The 20,590-nt window shown below is 58.0% G+C and carries 9 protein-coding genes; 8 read left to right on the plus strand and 1 reads right to left on the minus strand.

Going from position 1 to position 20,590, the window contains the following annotated elements; genetic code table 11:
- Positions 1 to 43 precede the first annotated feature (43 nt).
- The 5 genes from A3OQ_RS23610 (at position 44) to A3OQ_RS0113370 (ending at position 11,715) form a co-directional block, all read left to right on the plus strand.
- On the plus strand, positions 44 to 7,927 hold the full coding sequence (locus tag A3OQ_RS23610) for a type I polyketide synthase (protein ID WP_051116037.1): 7,884 nt from the start codon (positions 44 to 46) through the stop codon (positions 7,925 to 7,927).
- 4 nt (positions 7,928 to 7,931) lie between these two features.
- Positions 7,932 to 8,855 carry an NmrA family NAD(P)-binding protein gene (locus A3OQ_RS0113355; RefSeq protein WP_020175905.1) on the plus strand — a complete coding sequence of 308 codons (924 nt, stop codon included), beginning with the start codon at positions 7,932 to 7,934 and terminating at the stop codon, positions 8,853 to 8,855.
- Complete coding sequence (locus tag A3OQ_RS24460; protein ID WP_051116038.1) at positions 8,852 to 9,610, plus strand: cupin domain-containing protein; 759 nt, start codon at positions 8,852 to 8,854, stop codon at positions 9,608 to 9,610. Before A3OQ_RS0113355 ends, A3OQ_RS24460 begins: the two co-directional genes overlap by 4 nt.
- A 43-nt stretch (positions 9,611 to 9,653) precedes the next feature.
- Positions 9,654 to 10,454: an enoyl-CoA hydratase/isomerase family protein gene (locus A3OQ_RS0113365; protein ID WP_020175907.1), complete on the plus strand. Its 801-nt coding sequence runs from the start codon at positions 9,654 to 9,656 to the stop codon at positions 10,452 to 10,454.
- Positions 10,455 to 10,524: 70 nt separating this feature from the next.
- Entirely contained in the window at positions 10,525 to 11,715 is a 1,191-nt protein-coding gene (locus A3OQ_RS0113370) for a CaiB/BaiF CoA transferase family protein (RefSeq protein WP_020175908.1), read from the plus strand.
- Between the two features lie 1,538 nt (positions 11,716 to 13,253).
- Here the strand turns inward: A3OQ_RS0113370 and A3OQ_RS25360 are convergent.
- Positions 13,254 to 13,499 (minus strand): FecR/PupR family sigma factor regulator, encoded by a 246-nt coding sequence (locus A3OQ_RS25360; RefSeq protein WP_083931576.1) that lies wholly within the window; start codon positions 13,497 to 13,499, stop codon positions 13,254 to 13,256.
- A 1,017-nt stretch (positions 13,500 to 14,516) separates the two neighbouring features.
- Between A3OQ_RS25360 and A3OQ_RS22365 the strand changes: the two genes are divergently transcribed.
- The 3 genes from A3OQ_RS22365 to A3OQ_RS24105 all read left to right on the plus strand — a co-directional run bounded on the left by A3OQ_RS22365 (position 14,517) and on the right by A3OQ_RS24105 (position 19,729).
- Complete coding sequence (locus A3OQ_RS22365) at positions 14,517 to 14,948, plus strand: hypothetical protein (protein ID WP_020175913.1); 432 nt, start codon at positions 14,517 to 14,519, stop codon at positions 14,946 to 14,948.
- A 3,290-nt stretch (positions 14,949 to 18,238) separates the two neighbouring features.
- Positions 18,239 to 19,006 (plus strand): STN domain-containing protein, encoded by a 768-nt coding sequence (locus tag A3OQ_RS22375; protein ID WP_020175915.1) that lies wholly within the window; start codon positions 18,239 to 18,241, stop codon positions 19,004 to 19,006.
- Between the two features lie 33 nt (positions 19,007 to 19,039).
- The gene (locus A3OQ_RS24105; protein WP_083931577.1) at positions 19,040 to 19,729 is read left to right on the plus strand and encodes an energy transducer TonB; all 690 of its coding nucleotides are present in this window, start codon (positions 19,040 to 19,042) and stop codon (positions 19,727 to 19,729) included.
- The last annotated feature ends 861 nt before the right edge of the window (positions 19,730 to 20,590 follow it).

The following is a 20,590-nucleotide window of genomic DNA, read 5'->3' on the forward strand; positions in this document are numbered from 1 at the left end:
TGAGGCTGACGGACGTCTGCCTAAGGAAATAAGGGAAATTGCTATGCCCCAACCGCTTGCTGATATTCCGAATGTCAGGTCTCCCATTGCGATTGTCGGCATGGGATGTTGGCTTCCGGGCGCCGCAGACCCGCGGCAATTGTGGGAGAATGTCCTTGCGCGCCGGCGAGAGTTCCGCCGCATGCCGGACGTCCGGACGCCGCTTTCGGACTATTATGACCAGACGGGTTCTGATCCGGACAAGTTCTATCAGAGCAAGGTAGCGGTGATCGACGGCTTCTCGTTCGACTGGGCTTCCTTTCGGATACCCGAAAGCAGCTACCTTCGCACTGACATGTGCCAATGGCTTGCCTTGGAGATTGCTCATCGCGCGCTCAAGGATGCAGGCTTCTCGCGTGACTCGGTGCCCAAGGACCGGACCGGTGTCTTTATCGGGAACACCTGCACGGGCGAGGGGATGCGTTCGAACAGCCTGCGCCTGCGCTGGCCCGTTGTTCAACGGGCGATGGCAAAGGCAGCCGAGCTACAAGGCATATCAACGGATGATCTTACTTCATTCATGAAGACAACGGAGGATTGCTACAAGTCGATCTTTCCAGACGTCACCGAAGACTTTGTCGCGGGATCCATTTCTGCGACGATCGCGGGCAGGATATGCAATTACTTCGACTTCCACGGCGGCGCCTTTGTCATCGATGGCGCCTGCGCTTCGTCGCTAGCCACGGTGATTACCGCCGCAAACATGCTGGCGAGCAACGATCTGGACCTTGCGCTAGCCGGAGGAGTCGACATCAGCCTGGACCCGTTTGAACTCGTAGGGTTCTCGCGGAATGGCGCCCTATCCAAAGGCGAAATCCGCCCATACGACCGGCGTGGAGACGGATTCATTGCCGGAGAAGGTGGCGGCTTGGTCGTGCTAAAACGACTCGCGGATGCGCGGCGCGACGGCGATTCCGTCTACGCGGTCATTCGGGGCTGGGGTATCGCTTCGGATGGCAAAGCCGGGATCATGCAGCCAGTCGCAGGCCAGCAAGCCGCCGCAATCAGGCGCGCAGCAGCCCGTGCGGGCTGCACATTGAGGGAACTCGATTTCGTTGAAGGCCACGGGACGGGAACACGCGCGGGGGATCGTACCGAGCTTGAAGGGCTTTCGCTCGCCATGGCTATGGACTCCGGCGACATAGACGACGCAGACAAAGGCCTCGAACGCGCTTGCGGCATTGGATCTCTCAAGTCCTTGATTGGCCACACCAAGGCAACGGCGGGTGTGGCGTCGCTGATCAAGGCGGTCGCCGCCGTCAACCGCAGAGTCGTGCCGCCCACGGCCGGTTGTGACGAACCCAACGATGCGTTCAACGGTGTGGGCGCGCGCTTATTCCCTATCCGCTTTGGAGAGGTCCGTCAGCCCGATGCTGTGATGCGCGCCGGCGTCAGCGCGTTTGGCTTCGGGGGCATTAATACCCACCTCATTATAGAGTCGGATGGGCCGCCTTCGCCCAGACTGGCGACGCGGACCGATGAGCGGGCACTTCTCGCCTCACATCAGGAAAGCGAACTCTTCGTTTTCGGGGGTAGCACGAAAGAAGATGTGCTGGCGCAGGTCAATGCCGTCGCTATCGAAGCGCCGATGCTCAGTCAAAGTGATCTCGTCGATCTCGCCGCAGCGCTCACAGACGAGTTGCCACCCACCATGCCGTTCCGCGCCGCGGTCATTGCGGAGAGTGCCGACGATCTCGCAGCGAAGCTGGCAGAGCTACGCAGCGCGCTAGTGGACAATCCCCCGGCCGTGGGTGAACGAAGGGCTGCGCCGCGCACAGGCATATACATCGCCAACGGAAACGACGTAGGGCGCATCGGATTCTTGTTTCCAGGGCAGGGCTCGCATCAACTGCTGATGGCTCGCACGCTCATCGAGCGGTTTGACTGGGCAAGGCAGCTTGCCACTGAGGCGCAAAGCTCAGTGGTAGACCGGTCACTCCTCGACGTTATTTACCGCCCGATCGATCGAGCTCCTGATGCGTCGAAGATCGACGAGTGGACTGCGTTGCTGTCGGCAACCGAAACCGCACAACCGACGATCTGTCTCGCGTCGGTTCTGTGCGCCCGCTTCCTTCTTTCGCTCGGAATTCGCCCGGCGGTGGTCGGCGGCCACAGTCTCGGCGAGATCACGGCTCTTCACGTGGCTGGCGCGTTCGACACGGAGACGCTGTTCTCGATCGTATCGCTCCGTGGCTGGGCCCTGCGCGCCGGCGCTGACCGCGCTGGTGCAATGGCGAGCCTCGGGTGTTCGCGGACGGAAGCCGACAATATTCTTTCCCAGGTTTCCGGCACAGTGGTTGTTGCCAACATCAACTCGCCAAATCAAACCGTCGTTTCCGGTGATGTCGATGCCATTGATGCGGTCGTCTCTTCGGCAGCGGATCGAAACATACCCTGCCGCCGCCTCGCTGTATCGAATGCGTTCCATTCGCCGCTGGTGGCACATGGCGCAGAGTCGTTCGAAGCGGCTTTGAGTATGTTGTCATCGTTGCCACCGCTGAGCATTCCCGTCGTCTCGGGCGTCGAGTCTGTATCTATCGATGAAGCGACGAACTTACGCCGGCATTTGGCACGCCAGATCACGAGCCCTGTGAACTTCATCGCGCTGGCGCGGGCGATGAAGGACCAGTGCGACGTCTTCATCGAGGTCGGACCGGGGCGGACGCTTTCGGGGCTTTGTCGCGATATCTTTGACGAAGACGACATCTGCACGCCCTTAGCTGCCAACGCACTCAAATGGAATCCAAATCAAGCGGTGGCAGTCGCTTTCATCAATGGCACCAGCCTCAACTGGCCAGCGTTCTATGCTCAGCGGTTGGTCCGCACATACATAAAGCCGTCAAAGCGGGTGTATTTGAGTAACCCCGCGGAGCACCACGTTGCACTGAACAGCGTGTCTCCGATACAGGGCAATCGATCGGTTCTGGCAAACGGCCAAACGCCCGAAGGCGCTCTTAGTCGCGAACTCGGCTTGAATGGGAAGGACCTCGCGGAATATCTGCGGCATCGAGGCAAATTTCTAGCCGGCGTCGCGCGTCTCGACATGATGTCCATCGCAAATAGCACTGGGCAGATGGCAATTGATCTGCCCCAACTCACGACCGCCGTTGAGACTCGGGCTTCCTCACGTCCGGGACAGGGCGCAGTAGCCGTTGGCAGGCCTTCCCTCGATAATCTGATCGAACTGCTGATCGGGCTAACAAGCAAGCGTACCGGTTATCCAGCGGCCTCCATCACCGCTGAATCGCGCCTTCTCGACGATCTCAATCTCGATTCGATCAAGGCTGGCGAGCTGGTCGCGGAGGCGTCACGGCGCATTGGTGCGGCAGGTGCGATCGACGCAACAAAATTTGCAAATGCATCGATCCAATCGATTGCCACGGCGCTCGACGAGGTTGCGCCCGAGGCTGTTGGAGTGGAGGCGCCGACACAAGCATCCGCACGAGGTGACGCGGCCATTGCCACCGGCGGAACGTCTATGGAAGCGGTCATCGAATTGCTGGTCGATCTGACGAGCCAAAGGACGGGTTATCCTCGTTCCTCGATTGCAGTTGGCTCGCGGCTCCTGGATGACCTCAACCTTGATTCAATCAAGGCAGGTGAACTGGTCGCGGAGGCGTCGCGACGCCTAGGCGCGGCCGGTACACTTGATGCGACCCGATTTGCGAACTCGTCTCTAAGAGAAATCGCAGCTGCACTCATCGAAGTGCTCCCCGCAAGCCACCCCAGCGCAAAGACTTCGATCTCGCCGTCCCAGGCAAGCTTGCCGCCACGGCCCATGCAGCCGATCGACGGTGACCTGTCATTCGTGTCACGTTATGAGACATGGACGAGGAATTTTGTCGTGCGTGCCGAACCGACGCCGCGTCAAGCCGAAAAGAGCGCCCTCGGGTTGGCAGATGCGGATCTGGCAGATGCGATCTTTCTCATCTTCTTCGACCCCCGTGATCGCGAGCCGGCGGATGCGCTGTCAGCGGAGATCACGGCACGCGGCGGCCGCGCTGAACGGATAGCATTCGATGACGCAGCACGCGCCGTGCTGCAGCGCGACAGCCGTTTCACGCACCAGATCGCCGTGCTTCCGAGATTGCCTGGCGAAGGCACGCCTTCGGTTAGACTTGGCGAAATGATCTCGCGCGTAATTTCTCTGGCTCAGGCGCCCGTTAAGGACGTGCCGCCGGACTGCCGCACGACCGTTGCTTTCGTTCAATTCGGCGGGGGATTCTTCGGCAGCGATGAGACCGGGGCGGAGCCTGACCTCTGCAACGCGCTTGCGTTTGCGCGCACTCTCCATCTTGAGCGCAAGGAGCTGCGCGTACGCGTTCTAGACTTTGCCAAGTCAGCCGCTTCGGCAACCGTCGCCCGGCTCGTGCTCGATGAAATCACCGGAGATGAGTCGTTTGCAGCAGTCGGATTCGATGCGGAGCTGATACGTCGAGCGCCCGTCGCTACCCTCAGCGAGCCGGTTGGCTATCCGCCCCGGCAGATCGACTGGACGGAGCAAGACGTCATATTGGTTACTGGGGGGGCCAAAGGAATCATGGCCGAGTGCGCTCTCGGCGTCGCTCGCGAGACCGGTGCAACCCTCGTTCTGGTCGGCCGTGGAGAACCTGCGGCCACCGGTGTCAATGGCGATGGCGAGATCGACCGCACGCTTGACCGGTTCCAGGCCGAAGGGCTGCGCCATTTCTATTTCTCGTGCGACATCGTCGATTTCGACGCTCTGGCCGAGCTGGTCAGGAAGATTGAAGCGCAGACAGGCCCGATCACCGGCGTCATTCACGGCGCGTCGATCCTGCGGCCGTCGCGGACGGACAACCTGACAGTTGAAGGTGTTCTCCAAGAAGTCAGCCCAAAGGTGCTCGGCGCTTGGAACCTCTGCCGTGTACTGAACGGAAGAGCCCTCAAGTTGTTCGTAGTCTTCTCTTCGCTCGTCGTGGACCATGGCATGCCCTGGAGCGCTGGATACGCGTTCGCGAACGAGGTGATGGAGCGCATCGTCCAGGCGGCCGCGCTGGCGGACTCGCCGATGCCGCTGCAGATCCTTTCGTTCGGGCTCTGGGGACATGTTGGAAGGCCAGCCGTATTGAAAACCAACGACCACCTGCTTTCGGTCGGCTTGCACGACGGCGAGATTCCTCCCGAAGAAGGGGTCAGGCGCTTTGTTGAAGCGTTCATGCTCGATCCTGGCGTTCAGCGCCTTTGCATCTACGGCCGGTCGGTTGGATACGGACCATGGGATCAGTTGCGGCTCAAGCCAGTCATTCCGGCGGGCCTGCGCTTCATCGAGCGCGTGCTCCACATCGAGCCTGGAGTGGAACTTGTCGCGCGTTGCCGCCTAACGCTTCAACGCGACCGCTACTTGCACGATCATATCTATAACGGGATGTACATCGTGCCCACGGTCCTTGCCCTCGAGGCCATTGCACAATCCGCATATGCCTTGGCCGGCGGCGAAAGTCCTTTGTGCAGGCTCGACGCTGTCGAGATGCCTCACCCGATTGTGGTTGATCCGGAGAATGGACTTGAAATCGAATTGCGTGCCGAAGTGCAGCGGGCGGTGACAACCGATGGGCTTCAGCGGGTTAATGTCTCAATTTCCACCGAACAAACAGCGTTCAAGACCACCGCGCTATCTGGGACTGTGGTCTTCGCCCCGCGCCGAACGGGGGAGCAAGAGCCCGTCGCACTTGGCAAACCCCTCGCCATCGATGCGCGTGCGGACCTCTACGGCCGGCAGTTCTTCGTCGGTCCGACGTATCAGCGCATGGGAGCCATCTATTCCATAGATCCTAACAAATCGGTCTGCCTCGGTGAAAGCCATGCCGATCAAGAGGCCGCCCGTGAAGCGTTCAACGACATCTCTGGGCGTTCTGACGACCTACTCGTGCTCGGCGACCCGTTCTTTCGCGATACGCTCTTGCACACCTCGCTGCTCCACCATCTCGACCATATGGCCTTCACCTCACGCATCGATACAATCGAGTTCTTTGAAGGATTCGAACCGGCCCGGGCGGCGCGGCGCCTTTGCATCGCGCGGCTGCAGTGGGCGGGTGGCAAGGATTCCGAGTACGAACTTGTAGCGGCGTCGACAGACGGCCAGATGCTCGAGCGTTGGACCGGCTTCTGCACCAAGGCGCTCGCCAGATCCTCGAACTGGCCTGAGTTACAAGATCTGCTCGATTTGGATCGAGCGAAGGCGAGGGACGAATGCGAGTTGTCGGAGCGCATCGCAAACGCCGCCGGACAAACCGCGGTCGTCGCCCCGTTCGTTACGCTTGAATGCATCAGCGGCTTTGCTGACTTTCTGGTGGAAGAACGCCATGTCCATGAATATGCGCTCGCAGAGAGGGCCGTGGCATCGGTCGCTCCAGGGCAAGCGGCTAGTTTGGGCTGGCTGCCGGATGGGCGGCCACGGCTCGAGGTCGATCTCGATCTCGATATCTCGTTCAGTCACGAGGGGATGTACTGCATGTGCGCGGTCGGCCCGGGCGCGCAAGGCTGTGATCTTGCTGCGATCTCACAGCACAATCAGGAATATTGGTATTCCCTTCTCGGCTCCGCACGCGAACCTCTTTTTGATGCTTTAAGCGCCGAAGAGCCGCTCGACGTCGCAGGGACCCGGATCTGGGCGGCAGTGGAGGCGGCTCGAAAGGCTGTCGCGACAGACGATGAAGAGTTGACGCTTCTCAAACGCATCGAAACGAGCGTGCTTTTTCGGGCTCGTACGCCTGGCAAAGAAGCCTTCATCCTGACGCTGCCGCTTCGTTTCTCGCACGGGCCGCAAAGCATCGTCGCTCTGACGGTCAAGATCCCGCCTCGCGCCGATGAACCAAACGGGGCCTCAGAGCCGGGCGCACGGATACTCCAGGATGAGCGTCTCGGCTGCGATGTTCTGGAATATGAATTCAGTGTGAGCTGGAAGGAGTGCACGACCCCCAGCCGCAAGGCAATGGCCGCGTGTTACGTCGATTGGTTCCACAGGACACGTGAAGCGATGCTTTCGCCGCAGGACGCACGCCGCTGGGTCGAAGGCGTGCTCGACGGAACAGCCGGATTGGTCGCTCGTTCGATTCGCGCAAAACTCCATGATGAAGTGACCGCTCATGATGAATTATGCGCCCGCATCTGGATAACACGTCTGTCCGAAGGTGAGGCAAGCTGGCGCGTCGACTATTTCAAGAAGTTGCCGGAAGGCGCCCGCAAGCCAGTTGCAACCGTCGAAGCTGAAGGCGGCGTTGTAGGAGCGAGCAGCAAAGGAAGCCGGCCGCGGGGAGCGTCGAACGCCATTCGGGACTATGGCAGGTTCGCTCAAGCCAGGCCTTTCATCCCAGAAGTGGAGGAAGGCGCGGGTTTCGATGGACTTCACCAGGGCAAGCCGATTTTTGAAGCGCCGGCTGGTCCGCGGGGCGGTCCTGTCTTGTTTGTCGAGACAATGCGGCCCTCGCTAATCGACTCGGATCTTGTCGGCAATGTGAGCAGTATCACGTTCTTCGGATGGCTCGCCCATGTTCGAGACCGCTTCCTGCATTCGGTCATTCCAAAACAGATGGTCCGCCGCGTTGGCACCTCCTCCAAGGGCCTCGGCGAAGCGCTTTGCATCGACGAAGAGATGGTCTACCTGCGCGAGGCATTCCCATTCGACGACATAGACGTCGAGATGAGGTTGATCGCCGCGACCGAGCGCAGCGCCAGGATCCGCTACGACTTCGTGCGAAAGAGGCAGGGCACAAGCGAGAAGCTTGCCATTGGACACCAGCAATTGCTTTGGGTCCATCGTGATGCTGATGACGCGCTACGCAGCGAAAACTTTCCGGCCGAACTGCTCGGGCTTTTGAAGTCGCTTCAGCCGCCCGAACACAGCCAAATGCCACAGATGGTGGAGTGAGGTAATGACCATCCTTGTCGTGGGCAGTACAGGCACCCTTGGTTCTCTCGCCGCGGAAGCCGCGCTTGCGGAGGGCCATGCCGTCGCCGCCATGGTCCGGGATCGCCAGTCACCGGCGGCGGTCCGCCTTCGCGCGGCTGGCGCGAAACTTTGCGTTGCGGACCTAAAGGACACCAAGCAAATCGATATGGCGGTTCGCGGAGTTAGTGCGGTGATCATCACCGCGACAGCGACTCTGTCGCGTCGGGAAGGTGACTCACTCGAAGCTGTCGATGGCCGGGGACTGCAGACATTGATCACAGCCTGCATCCAAAACGGCGTGCATCATGTCGTTCTGGTATCCTTCAGCCGCGGCATAGATGCCGACACGCCACTGTCGCGGTTCAAGCGGGCAGCGGAGCGGCGGCTGGAAAACTCCGCCATGGAATGCACAATCCTGTTGCCTTCGTATTTTCCCGAAAAGTTCATGACGCCGCTGGTGGGCTTCGACGTGAATGCAGGCCGGGTCAGGATCTACGGAGACGGAACGCGCCCGATCAGCTACGTGGCGACGTCGGACGTAGCGCGGCTCGCCGCCCGTTGCGCAGCCGAGCCTCTTGGCAAGGGTGCGATACCTATGGGCGGTCCCAAGACCTACTCTCAACTCGAGGTGGCGCAACTGGCGGAGCACATGACCGGTAAGAGGCTCGTGCTCGATTACATGCCGCTCGATCACATCGAAAGCGCAATGAGTTCCAGCGGCGATCCCTTGAAGCAGTCGCACCTCGGATTGTACCGCGGGCTCGCCATCGGCGATTCCTTATCAGCCGATTGGGCCGGCGAATTTGGAATGACGCCGACGCCCCTGCAAGCCTGCGTCGAACGCATTTGGGGTCTCAACCGCAATGGATCGATATCGGGTGAAACGACGAATAGGAGTCTGTCATGATAGTGTTGGATGCGAGCAGGTCGATATTGGTTCACAGCGAACCCGGTCGCCGGTCCGGCGTATCCGCCGCCACTATTCCAGGAACCAAGATAACAATGCAGGTTCTGACGGTGAACCCAAGTGAAACGGCGGTTCCCGGCAACGACCTCGATACGGAGACCGCGGCTTATATTGTCAGTGGCCGCGCGCAAATTCTTTCGGGGAAAGACTTCGCTGAGAGTAAGGATGTCGGGGCGGGAGACTTTTACTTTACACCGGTCCAATTGCCTTATGTCATTCGGAACCCTCACGATGAACCCGTGAAGCTGGTGCTCGCCTACTCGTTGGATCCGTCGATCACCAACACGCCTACTGGATCGAAGGCGCTGAACCCCGCCCGGGGCGTGAGCGTTGTCCCAACACCAAAGGATACCAGTACGACAGCCCAGACACGAGGCATGCAGCGAATTGCTGCCATTTCCGCGGAGACTGTCGGGGCCAAGCAAATCTGGATGTGCTATCTCTCCGTCAATCCGCATGAGAGGGGCCAACCGCACCACCACGGCGGCACGCATACCGCCGCCTATACCATTTCAGGTCGCGCGCGAATCTGCTTCGGGCCGAACTTCGACGATTTCATCGAACCGGGCCCCGGCGATTTCGCATTCGATCCGCCCGGTCTGGTTCACCTTGTCGATCATCCGTTTGACGACCAACCTTGGCGAGGTGTCCTTGCGCGCTGCCCGCAAAACACCGTCGTCAACTTTGGCGAATAAACTTTCGCTTCGGCTCGTCTCGATCAACGTGAAAGCAAGCGCCATGAAAATGGAATTGAGACAATCGGCCGGCGATGGACACGTAACGTTGCGTGTCGACGGCGCCGTAGCTTATATCCTGTTCGATCGGCCAGCAGCCCATAATGCCATGACCTGGGCGATGTACGATGAAATGGCGGCCGCTTGTGCGAAGATCAATGCCGATCCGCAAGTCCGCGTCGCCGTGTTGCGAGGCGTTGGCGGAAAGGCTTTCATCGCCGGTAGCGACATTTCGCAATTTAGCCAGTTCGCTACGGGTGAAGACGGCGTCGTCAATGAATCCAGAATTGATGGCTGGGTCGAGGCACTCGAGAGTCTGCGCGTTCCCAACATTGCTGTCGTGGAGGGCTATGCGGTTGGCGGCGGGCTCGCTATTGCTAATGCGTGTGATATCCGCGTTGCGACACCCGGAGCACGTTTCGGCGTGCCGATTGCCCGAACTTTGGGGAACTGCCTTTCCGCTGCCAATATGCGTCGGCTTTGCGCGACTCTGGGCGTGAGTTGGGTGAAGAGGATGCTCCTACTGGCCGAGATGCCCACGGCCGAGACGCTGCTCCCGGCGGGGTATCTGACGGCGGTCGTTGCTTATGAAGCACTCGACGCAGAAATCTCTCGCCTCTGCAACCGGTTGCTTGGGCATGCACCGCTCACGATGGCAGCAGCGCGGGAGACTATCAGGCGCCTCGCTTTCACGCCCGACGCGGATATTAGTGATCTTATCCGGGCTTGCTATGGCAGTGCCGACTTCCAGCGTGGTGTCGCAACCTTCGGCTCGAAGCAGGCGATCGATTGGGAGGGCGGGTAAGGACATTTCAAAACGCAGTGCGGGCATTCTGTCATGAGAATCGGTTGCCTCGACCAGGGAGATCACGCGGATGAGCCGTCCTGTTGCTTCGCTCGCCTTGCAGCATTTGCAGGTTCTCGACCTGACGCGCGTGCGCGCCGGACCAACCTGCTGCCGCGTGTTGGCAGATTTCGGCGCCGACGTCATCAAGATCGAGGCACCGCCTGGAGTCGATCCCAACGAAAACATATTGGGGGAACGCAGCAGCTATGACAATCAGAACCTCCATCGTAACAAGCGGTCTCTCACACTCAACTTGAAGCAGGAGGCCGGCCTCGCTTTGTTCATGAAGCTGGTCGCAACGGCCGATATCGTCGTCGAAAATTTTCGCCCCGACGTGAAAGACCGGCTCGGTATCGGCTACGAGGCTCTGGCCGCGAGAAACCCGCGCATCATCCTCGCCTCCATTTCGGGTTTCGGACAGGACGGACCATACCGCAAGCGCGCTGGGTTTGACCAGATCGCGCAGGGTATGGGCGGCTTCATGTCGATCACAGGTAAGCTGGGCGACGGACCGATGCGCGCCGGTATCGCACTTGCCGACAGCTCGGCTGGTCTCTATGCGGCGCTTGGCATTCTCGTGGCGCTTGCAGAGCGCGAGCATTCAGGTCGCGGGCAATGGGTGCATACATCGCTGCTTGAGGCGCAGATCGCGCTTTGCGATTTTCAGGCGGCCCTCTATCTCGTGGACGGCAAGGTGCCGCAAAAGGCCGGAAACGACCATCCCTATGCGACCCCGATGGGCACCGTGCCCGTCGCCGACGGCTTCATCAATATCGGTGTCGGTGGCGATGGTCAGTGGCGCGCTTTCTGCGCCGCGATCGAGCGGCCGGAACTTGCTGACCATCCGGATTATGCCACGCAGCCGTTGCGCCAGCAGCACCGTGCGGCGCTGATGGATCTGCTCAACGGAATCTTCAAGACGAAGAGCGGGGCAGAATGGATCGAGAGGATGGAAAGGGCTGGTGTCCCCTCCGGGCCGATCTATGCGATGGACGAGGTCTTCGCTGATCCACAGGTGCGCCATCTGGGCATTGCGCAAAAGGTCAGTGATGGGAGGCCGGACATCCGTCTCGTCGGCCAGCCCGTGACCTTGTCGCGCACGCCTGCCTCGCTCGTTACGCCGATTCCCGAAGCGGGCGAGCACACCGACGAGATCCTGCGCGAGGCTGGCCTCGACGAGGCGCAGATCGCCGCACTGCGTGCCAAGAAGGTGGTTTAGCTGAGCCCAGCGGGGAGGCGGCCGCAGCTCTGCTTCACCAGAATGAAAATGCCCAGCTAAACGCTCATACGCCGATCTTAATAAGAACGGATCAGCTGCATCAGAACTCTTTGTTCAAATCAAATAAGGTCGCGATGCTTCGAAAGATGCGACGATTTCTTACCAATAAAACGATTTGCCGCCTGAATATGGCGTGAATTCTCTGGGCAGCACCTGATTCATGCTAGGTGGCTATCAATACCTTCACAGACCCAATCCGCGTTTCCTTCAGAGGTCCCATTCGATGCGGCCGTCATCGCGCATGGAACCGGTGATATGGCGGCCGATACGTTGCTCGAGGATAGGTTGCCAGGGATGCGGCTGAAGCCGAGACCATTGTTGCCGCCTAAAGTCTGGATCATGGCATAGCGCCCGGCGGCAAGATTGGTGGCCTGATCAAGGTGCCACCAACATATTCGCCTGCTTTCGCTCTTTCGAAGTTAGCCGGCGTGCTGACTTTCCGCAGGTCGTTTCATTAATGAGTGCCCCAAAAGAGCACGGATTCCTTTAGGTCAAATCAGGTCGCGGCGATCATTCACCTGCGGAGCGATTTAGTGTCGTTTCGTCCCACATATTGTCTGAAGGACCAGAACTGCAAGATCGGTCTTGAACACAAGCCCCGAAGAGAAGGCCCGCCTCAGTCCGGCGCTACCGCGCGCAGGCGGAGCAGGCATAATATTTGTGGGCGTTGCCCGATTTCGCGGAGCCGGTGCGCAAAGCATGGCGCCGCCCGCCGACGGCGAGGCTCATCAGAAAAATTGGCCCTGTCTTCGATGCGTCCGCTCGAGTGTTGGTTGGTCGCATTTCGCTTCAGTGTTTAAGTCAGAAGTCTAAGACGAACTGCACGGTCACCTGCTCTGGAGGAGGGGGAAAGGGCACTCTTGCGCGAACGGTCTGCAACACGCCGACGTCGAGCTTTTCCTCGATCTTAAGACCGTCCCCAACGAACAGATCGTCGGACGACTTCGCCTCCTCCTCCGCCGCCCGCACCGACGCCGCCCGCCAAAGCCGAGACAAGCCCAGAACCGGTCAAACAGAAAAGAGGGAGCGCCGGCGCCAATAATGTGACTGGCGCTCAAGAGCAGCAGAACGCGCAAACGATTAAGACGGACCCGGATGAGGCTCGGGGCCTTCCTGGTCCGTTGCCTGTCGGAAATGCCGAGGATCGCGGCGAAGGGTGAGAAAGAGTGACTACATGCCGCCAGAAGAGGCTCCACGCGAATAGCGCGTTCCGAAGCGCGTCAACAAGGGCAGCGGTAACGATCCCTCGATTGTTGAGCCGAAGGTGTGACGAACTTCTGACGATTTATGGCTGCAGATCGTCGTCTCTCTTATCGATCGATGCGTTCTGGGGACCGGCAAATCCGAATCCGGTCGGTGAACCATCTACGAGAGCGCACGCTTTCGTTTCGTCTTCGGTGCACCAATTGAGTTGCTGTGCAATAGAATTGACGGGAGAAAATAATAAGATCCCCCATGTGAAAGCGGCGCTGGCGATCCTACGCAACTGGCGCTCCGACAGCTCTTCGTTTTTCTTCATCTCTAAGCTCTCGCGCAGCCACGCGAAGCTGACGCCAAAGCAGGGCAGCTCGGCGAAAGCTTTCTTCATGATCCGGCGAGCGCGCTCGCCAAGCTCTGCAATCGTCAATGTCACTCCAGGTCGGCCAGCCCGCCTTGAGAACCACGATCCAATCGAGAGCTTCTTCTTGCATTCGACCAAGCGTCTTTGCGTCACATTTACTCATCACTGCGCCGGTTCGGTATAGTCTGACTGGTATGATCCGCACGCAACTTTCCGATGGTCCCGTAATAAGCTGCCGATTGGCCAGACTCGCAGCATCGCGTTTTCTAAGAACGGCGTAGTCTCAGAGAAGGTGTGCGGCGTGCAATCGATACCGCCGCGCAGAAGCAGAGGTCTCACAACCATAGACACTTCAGCCGCATGAAACCCGAAGCAGGTTTTTGAAAATAGTTACGAAAAAGCTTTGCCACCTCAATTAACTCAAGCAATGAGCAACGTTCCTTCTGCCCCAGGCGCCTTGGACCCTTGCGCATTCGCCGCTGGCACATCGTCTGAGCACCCGTCACTTGCCACGAACACAGCCGCACAGGTTTTTCGTCGGTGGCTTCGGCTATATGCTTACAGCGACGCGCGTCGCCGAAAATCGCGCCGGCGTCCTTATCTCCAGGGAAGGTCGCACGCTAGGAATCAGCGTTGTCGCGCTCGCTTCCAGTCCGACCTCGCCACACGGCTAATGACCTGGCCTTCGCGGCGGCCTGCGATCGTTTGACGGACCTGATCGCAGGTAGCGGCATGCTCGCCAACGCGATCGTCATATTGTGCTTCGATGGGGCACCGCATTGCGACTTCATGATCGACTCATAGTTGGCGTTCGGTGCAAGCGTCGCCCTCGTTTTAGACAGCCAAGACCTGACGGAAAGCGTGATCAGCCGCCGAAGTCCAAAGAATCATGTGGTAGCCGTCAGTGAAGGAAGGTGAAAGCGTTCTTAGCGGCCAATGCGATTCGCTTCAACACGCTCTCCCCAGATTGCCGCATCGGGCCCAGACATCAACTGCGCCACTTCGATCTTAGTACTTGTCATTCGTGTGCAACATTGAACTGCGAACGCCATCATATTCCTAAAAACCTCGTTCAAATGCGGATCGTTTCAACATGCCTCCGGTCAAATGTCTTCACCCTGTTTCCTTGCCTGCAGTCGTTTTGTGGCTGATGGCGCTCTTATCACCAGCCCCCATAATCTTGGCGCTTGTCCTTCCCGCGGCCACGATTGCGCAAGGGCTCGATTATCGCGAGCCCGATAAGGCGCCGCCCTCCTGGACGCAGTTCGGCAAACTTGTGAAATATCGGTTCGAGGAATGGATCGCTGCGGATAATGAAGTCTCAAATCGCTTCCGCGCCTACATCACCGATCACGCCAGCAAAGAGGACGCGGTACCGCAGACGCTCGTTGTTCATGCTTGGCTTAACTCCGACGGCACCGTCGAGCGGGTCTCGTTCAGCCCGCTGAACGATCCGCATGCCGATGCGGATTTGCACACCATCCTCACGCGCGGCAACCTCGGCGAGGCACCGCCTCCAGACATGCTGCAGCCTCTCAACCTCCGCTTCTCGCTCAATCTGAAGAAGGATCCTGAGCCGCAACCCGCTGCACACGAGCCCCAATCCCATTGAGGTCGCATTGTGTAAAGCACCGCTTTTCGAAAGCCTGGGTGCTAAACCACCCATAAGCGTCGCCATATTGAGGTCGTCCACTATCTAATCACGCATCAGTGATCCGTCCTCACGCCGATTGCCGGCTAGTGGCTCTCGTTTGGGGAAGTCTGAAGTTCGCGGAATTGCCGGACTTCATTGGCGTTCACGCTACAGCATGAAGTATGTTTAATCGACAAGAATGCAGCCGCCTACCATGCTCCGCTTTCAGTTCGGAGCGGGCGATGTGTGCACGGAACCGGCCGGGGAAAGTCGCCGCCATCGATGGGCGCATCAACATAAAGGTCCTCGCGCCACGGACCAAAAACCTCGCCCCTACGCTCAGGCCAAATCACATGACCAGGCCCAAAACACTGCGGACGCAAATCATGCATTGCGTAGCTTGGTGCATTCGGCGGATAGGCCCAAATTTGCGCCCTTGCAGAGTTTGAGATGAAAAGACAAGAGATCGCCAGAGCCGTGGCAGTTAAAACCTTTTTCATAGTAATGCCCTTCCTGCTCAAGGAGATGAACGCGGAACGAACTTGCAGGTTCACTTTTATTTCGTCTATTAAAAATCCTTTCTCGCACCAGCTTCGACGTGAGGAGCGTTGCTTTTTATGGCGCGCATAGGTGAGCAATCCATCGCGCAAGGCGGATCGCTGTCTTCACAACTGACCCATCATGAGCCACAGCGCGCCGATCCGATACGGTTAGCGCAAGTCAACGAGTGGCGCTACCGTCAGGACTTGAAGCAGGATAATTGATGTCCGTCAAAAAGCCTGGAGCCATGGCTCACTACCCCGCTTTAAAGCTCACATTGGAATCATATTTGAGGAGAGGTGCTTTTCTTCTATTGCTCGCCGGGCGATTTCGCCGGGCCGTCCTGTTCCATGTTCAGGGCGTCTTTTTGCGCCTCCGCACTCACACCAAAGGACAAGCTTGCGATCTTAGATCAGACACACTGGAAGCGACCCGACAAAGATAGAGATATTGCCAGGTCATTCGCGAGTTCTGACCGATAAGGTTCTTGAATTTTACTGCCGGACTAAGAATGGAAGATTGATCGAATGCAGGTTGATCGCCGGCGGCGCGAATTGTGTCGACCAAACCTGACCGTTTCCGCTCCGTTTCGGGTCGCTATCCCTCGCACACGACGTTGGGCGCGATGACATGTTGCATGTAGTCTACCCGACAGGAGGCGAGGCTTACGTCAATTACCGTTCTTCCTGTGGCCGAATGGGGAGGGAAACCTGATTGTGCAAGCGGCGTCGAGGTTCGCAGGCTGAATTCGGTTTGAATTCGGACCTCCACGGCCGATCTAAATCCTCATCGAGGACCCACTGTGGCCTGATGTCGATCTCGAACGAAGAGTTCCGCCGCCATTCTCCCGACAGCGACCGCCGCCAATATTGGAGCACTCTGCGAGGTTCACTGCTCATATGCGGATTGCCGCAGCAATTTGCGTTGGGCGGGTCGCCGTAGTCTAAAACGCGACCGTTAATCATTTCGCTGAGCCTTGGTTTATGCGCACGCATCGATATCGCAACGATATATTCTTGCCGGCAGATCACGCAGCTGATGCTGAGAAGCGCGGTCTCGCTTGCGTAGAAATGCGCTATGCGGTTCGGATCGAAGGTGCAATAGCGGGGGACTCGGTGCTCGTCGAACCAGATTGGCGTTCCAAGGCGATCACGGATGTCGGCGTAGTCGGTGTACATTACTTGAGTTAACCTACTTGATTGGGCGTGTCCTGCTTGCGCGCTGGCACCAGGTCTTTGCATCAAACCGAACTCGCCAAAAAATGTGCTCATTTGTATGTAGGACAATTGGGCAGAGCTAACCCGCAGCTTCGAGGCCCAATTTGCCCGCGGCGGATTGGCGCATTCACCAACGGCAGCGATACAAATCGTACCGAGCAACTGCGGCCGGCGTCAGTTGTCGGGGAAACCGATAGCTGCCGAGCATTGCTGACGATACAAGTCCGACCTTCAAGTTGGCTTAGACGTTGTGGCAAAATAATTTGAAAAACTTCTCCGGTTTCGACACCATTGATTGCCCCGTTGGCTCCGAGCTAATTCCTGCGTCTGTCGCGAGAGGTTCCGGTGCTGCTATCGACTGAGGAACTAAGCAGGTCGTAACGTTCATTGCGACCACGACAATTCCGAACGGCTTAACCCGCAGGATATTTTCGAAAATAAATTGATTGCGGGTGTAGCACCTCGCTCTAAACTTAGGCGGTCATTACGTGGCCAGAGATTTTTACGGCAGACAAATTGTCATGAGCGTAAGTCGAGAGTCTGTATCAACGGCGTGGGTGGATTGCCCAACGCGTGCATGTGCTTTAGTGGCTTGCCGACGAAGCTTTCTGGGCTTGCTCGCCATTTCTGGAATCTCGCGAGTTTTTAAAAAATTCTGGCTTTCTGTGACATACGCTTTCGCGGTTCAAACGACTGTTACGTTGGCCGATGGGATCGAACATATGAAGACCAATCCCATCGCAGCGGTTCAGATAGACCAGCTTAATGCGACCTTGCAACGACCTCTCTTCTCATCAGCTAGGCACCGACCCCCGCCGGCCGCCGCGCCCGTTGCGCAGCAGGTGCAAGCGCCCGCACCCCCGCCAGCGCCACCAAATCTTACGCTACTCGGCGTCCTGATGGAGCGGCAGGGGCTCCGTGCGATCGTACAGCCGGACGCGCCTAATAAAATTCGCATGGTAAAGATCGGCGATGAGATCGGCGGATGGAAGGTCTCTGTAATCGAGCCCCGCGAGCTCATTCTCGCGCAAGAGGAACGCAGCAGCACGTTCTCACTATTTAAAGCGCCGTCACCGGCAGGAAAGTCAAACCGTCGTTCGCACTGACATAACTACGGCAAACCTTCCTACTCACTACTGGTCTCCTCAAGGAGATACCTCCACACTGAGCATTCGCTTATCCCCCGATCTCACCGGAGATGCCATCGCATTCACGGACCTTTTGAAAATGGAACCCGAATGGGATCGGCTATTTTCGCAAAATGACAATTCCGCTCTAGGTCACGTCCCGGATCAGGTTATGCTTGCCGAGACATAAAATCGGCGGCTAATTGAAATCCTTGACATTTTGTCCTTGATCTAAGCAAGAGACGTCGTTCGGATGGGACAGGCGTGATCGCTTCATGTCATCGTAATGCGGTTGGCACTCGGTTATTTGCCGGGGGGCCGGATTTTTGTCATGTAGAAAGCGTATTGACGGTCGGAAGACCTCGGGTGGGTAAGGGTTCCAAGAATGTCACTTGCAACATGGCTTTCGCCGTGGTCCGCTCAGCTGAAGCCTGGCAAGGCCGCCAAATATTTTCTTAAATGCTATTTGCCTGTAACTGCGGTTTTTTGCGCTTTCACCGCCGTTACCTTTGCTGCGTCTCATCATGGAGATGGCGACGGAGCCGAATTGAGATGGTTCAATATCCCGAGCCAGTCTCTGGAAAGCGCGCTTCAAACTTACGGTCAGACCGCTGGAGTACAAGTGCTTTACGAAAGTGCGCTTGCCGAAGGCCGGCGCTCCGTTGCAGTCGTGGGAAATCTTTCTCCGGAAGACGCCTTGCGCGTGCTTCTTTCGTCGACCGACCTCAACGTCTCCTATACGCGACCCGAAGCAATTACGATCGCGCGTGCGCCCGCCGATGATCACCTTCCGCCGGATCGTCTGCTCGAAGGTGGTGATCTGGCTCTCGACACGCTTCGGGTGCACGCCACGGCAGATTCTGAGGAGGAGGGCCGTTTACACATCTATAGTGAGGCGCTTCGCGCCGACATTCGAGCGGCACTAGCCAAGAACGCGCGCACACGATCCGGAACTTACCGCGTAGGCCTCAAAATTTGGATCGATGGAACTCGGTCTGTTCAAAAGACGGAGATTTTTCAATCAACCGGCGATAGGGACCGGGATGTGGCGATCGCCGCGGCGCTTCATGGCATCTTGCTCAGCCAGACGGCGCCAGCCAACACGCCGCAGCCGGTTCGCATCAGCGTGAGCGTCCGTGCGCTGCTGCAGTAGCATCCAGAGTCGTAAGAAAACAGCAGGTCTTACATGGTCGAATATGGTTTCCGGGCATCCGCGCGAGACGATGAAGCTGCCACTCCGGGGGGAGAGGTTGTCCGTTACATCCTTGTTCCTTTGACCATCACTTTGCTCTTGGGAGGTGGCGTCTATTGGCTGCGTCAAATGTCCGCCGGATCCACGGCATCAGACTCCGGCGGATCAATACAGGTTCGGCTTTTGAATCTGCCAGATGCCATTCCAATAGCGCCCGTGAACAAGCGTGACGTGGCAGTTGACGTAACTGCACCAAGTGAGGAACATGATCGAGCAGCATCTTTTGTCAATCCGATAGTCTCTGCCTCACTGGAGCCAGTTCAGACGTCTGCCGAGCTGGACACAGCGAAAGCCATACCGGCACGGCTTCCCCCAGCACCGACAACCGCAACAAATCCTGCCGTGATCAAATTCGAGCGCGCTCTGCTGCATCATATTGCGCGCTTCCAAACCTATCCCGCTGCAGCCAGACGCAATCACACGGAAGGGACAGTTCTTGTTCGGTTTTCCATCCGCCGTGACGGCACGATCGCGACGATGCAAGTAAAGACGAGCAGCGGCACCTCCATCCTAGATCAAGCGGCGCTGGAAACGCTGCGCCGAGCTCAGCCCCTTCCTCACATTCCATCGGAGCTGCCAGACGAGCTCAGCATCCTATTGCCGATCGCCTTTGATCTTTCGTAAGACAAGGCCAAGGGCAGGAGCCCAGTGCGTCGATCCATAGGCGTCATATTTTTTCAATAGAGCCCAGTGCAGCAGAGCATGGCAACCGCACCTCGGATGAGCCCTCTAAAGGAAAGCGGCAGGGAGTGACGTGAGGCCAGCGAATTTACACAATCTATGGCCGGCACTCGTGATCAGTTCTTCCGGTGCCCGCTTGGACGATCCTTTCCGCTACTTTCAGCTCCAACGATTTCGACGATACCCGCGGCCTTGATTGGATCGAAACTTGTCGCGTCGACCTGTGGGGCGGAGCTGTCGATTATTTTCCTCGCGCTGCCATCGATGTCTCAAATCCTGATTCCACGTAAGCGAAAGCTCCCTGTCGCGCCTGCAAAGAACCGCTTGTCCGCCGTTCTTGCAGACGGTGACTGAGTTTAAGCCCGGCCTTGAAAGCTTATCCCCAAGGATGGTTTCAAAAGGGGTCAGTAATGGTGTCCCGCGGCTTCATAGGGAGCTTCAATCGAGACGCAAGGTATTGTGCGGCAAAGCGTAATCGTGAGTTGTCGCCCCGGCGGCCCGTAGCCCAAAACTCGATCCGCTTTCAAACCCGCTCGCGATGGGCGTCGTGCCCTTGATGGAAAGCAAGCCTGGCACAGGCCGACAGGTTACTCATGTCATCTTATTCATGAGACCATAAGATTTCCGTCAAATCTACTTCGGGTTCAGTGCATCTCAGTTGTCTGGAACATTAGGGCCTCGTTGATTGGCTCGAATAACCCACTCGTGCGAATTATAAAGCACGGGGTTCGCCTAGTGTGATCAAATTTTTAGTATCGTTTATGAGCATGAGACCCCTATGTTTGCTGGAACCAAGTCTTTGGG

Origin of the sequence: Methyloferula stellata AR4 (genome assembly GCF_000385335.1) — a bacterium.
In the GTDB taxonomy this organism is placed as follows: domain Bacteria; phylum Pseudomonadota; class Alphaproteobacteria; order Rhizobiales; family Beijerinckiaceae; genus Methyloferula; species Methyloferula stellata.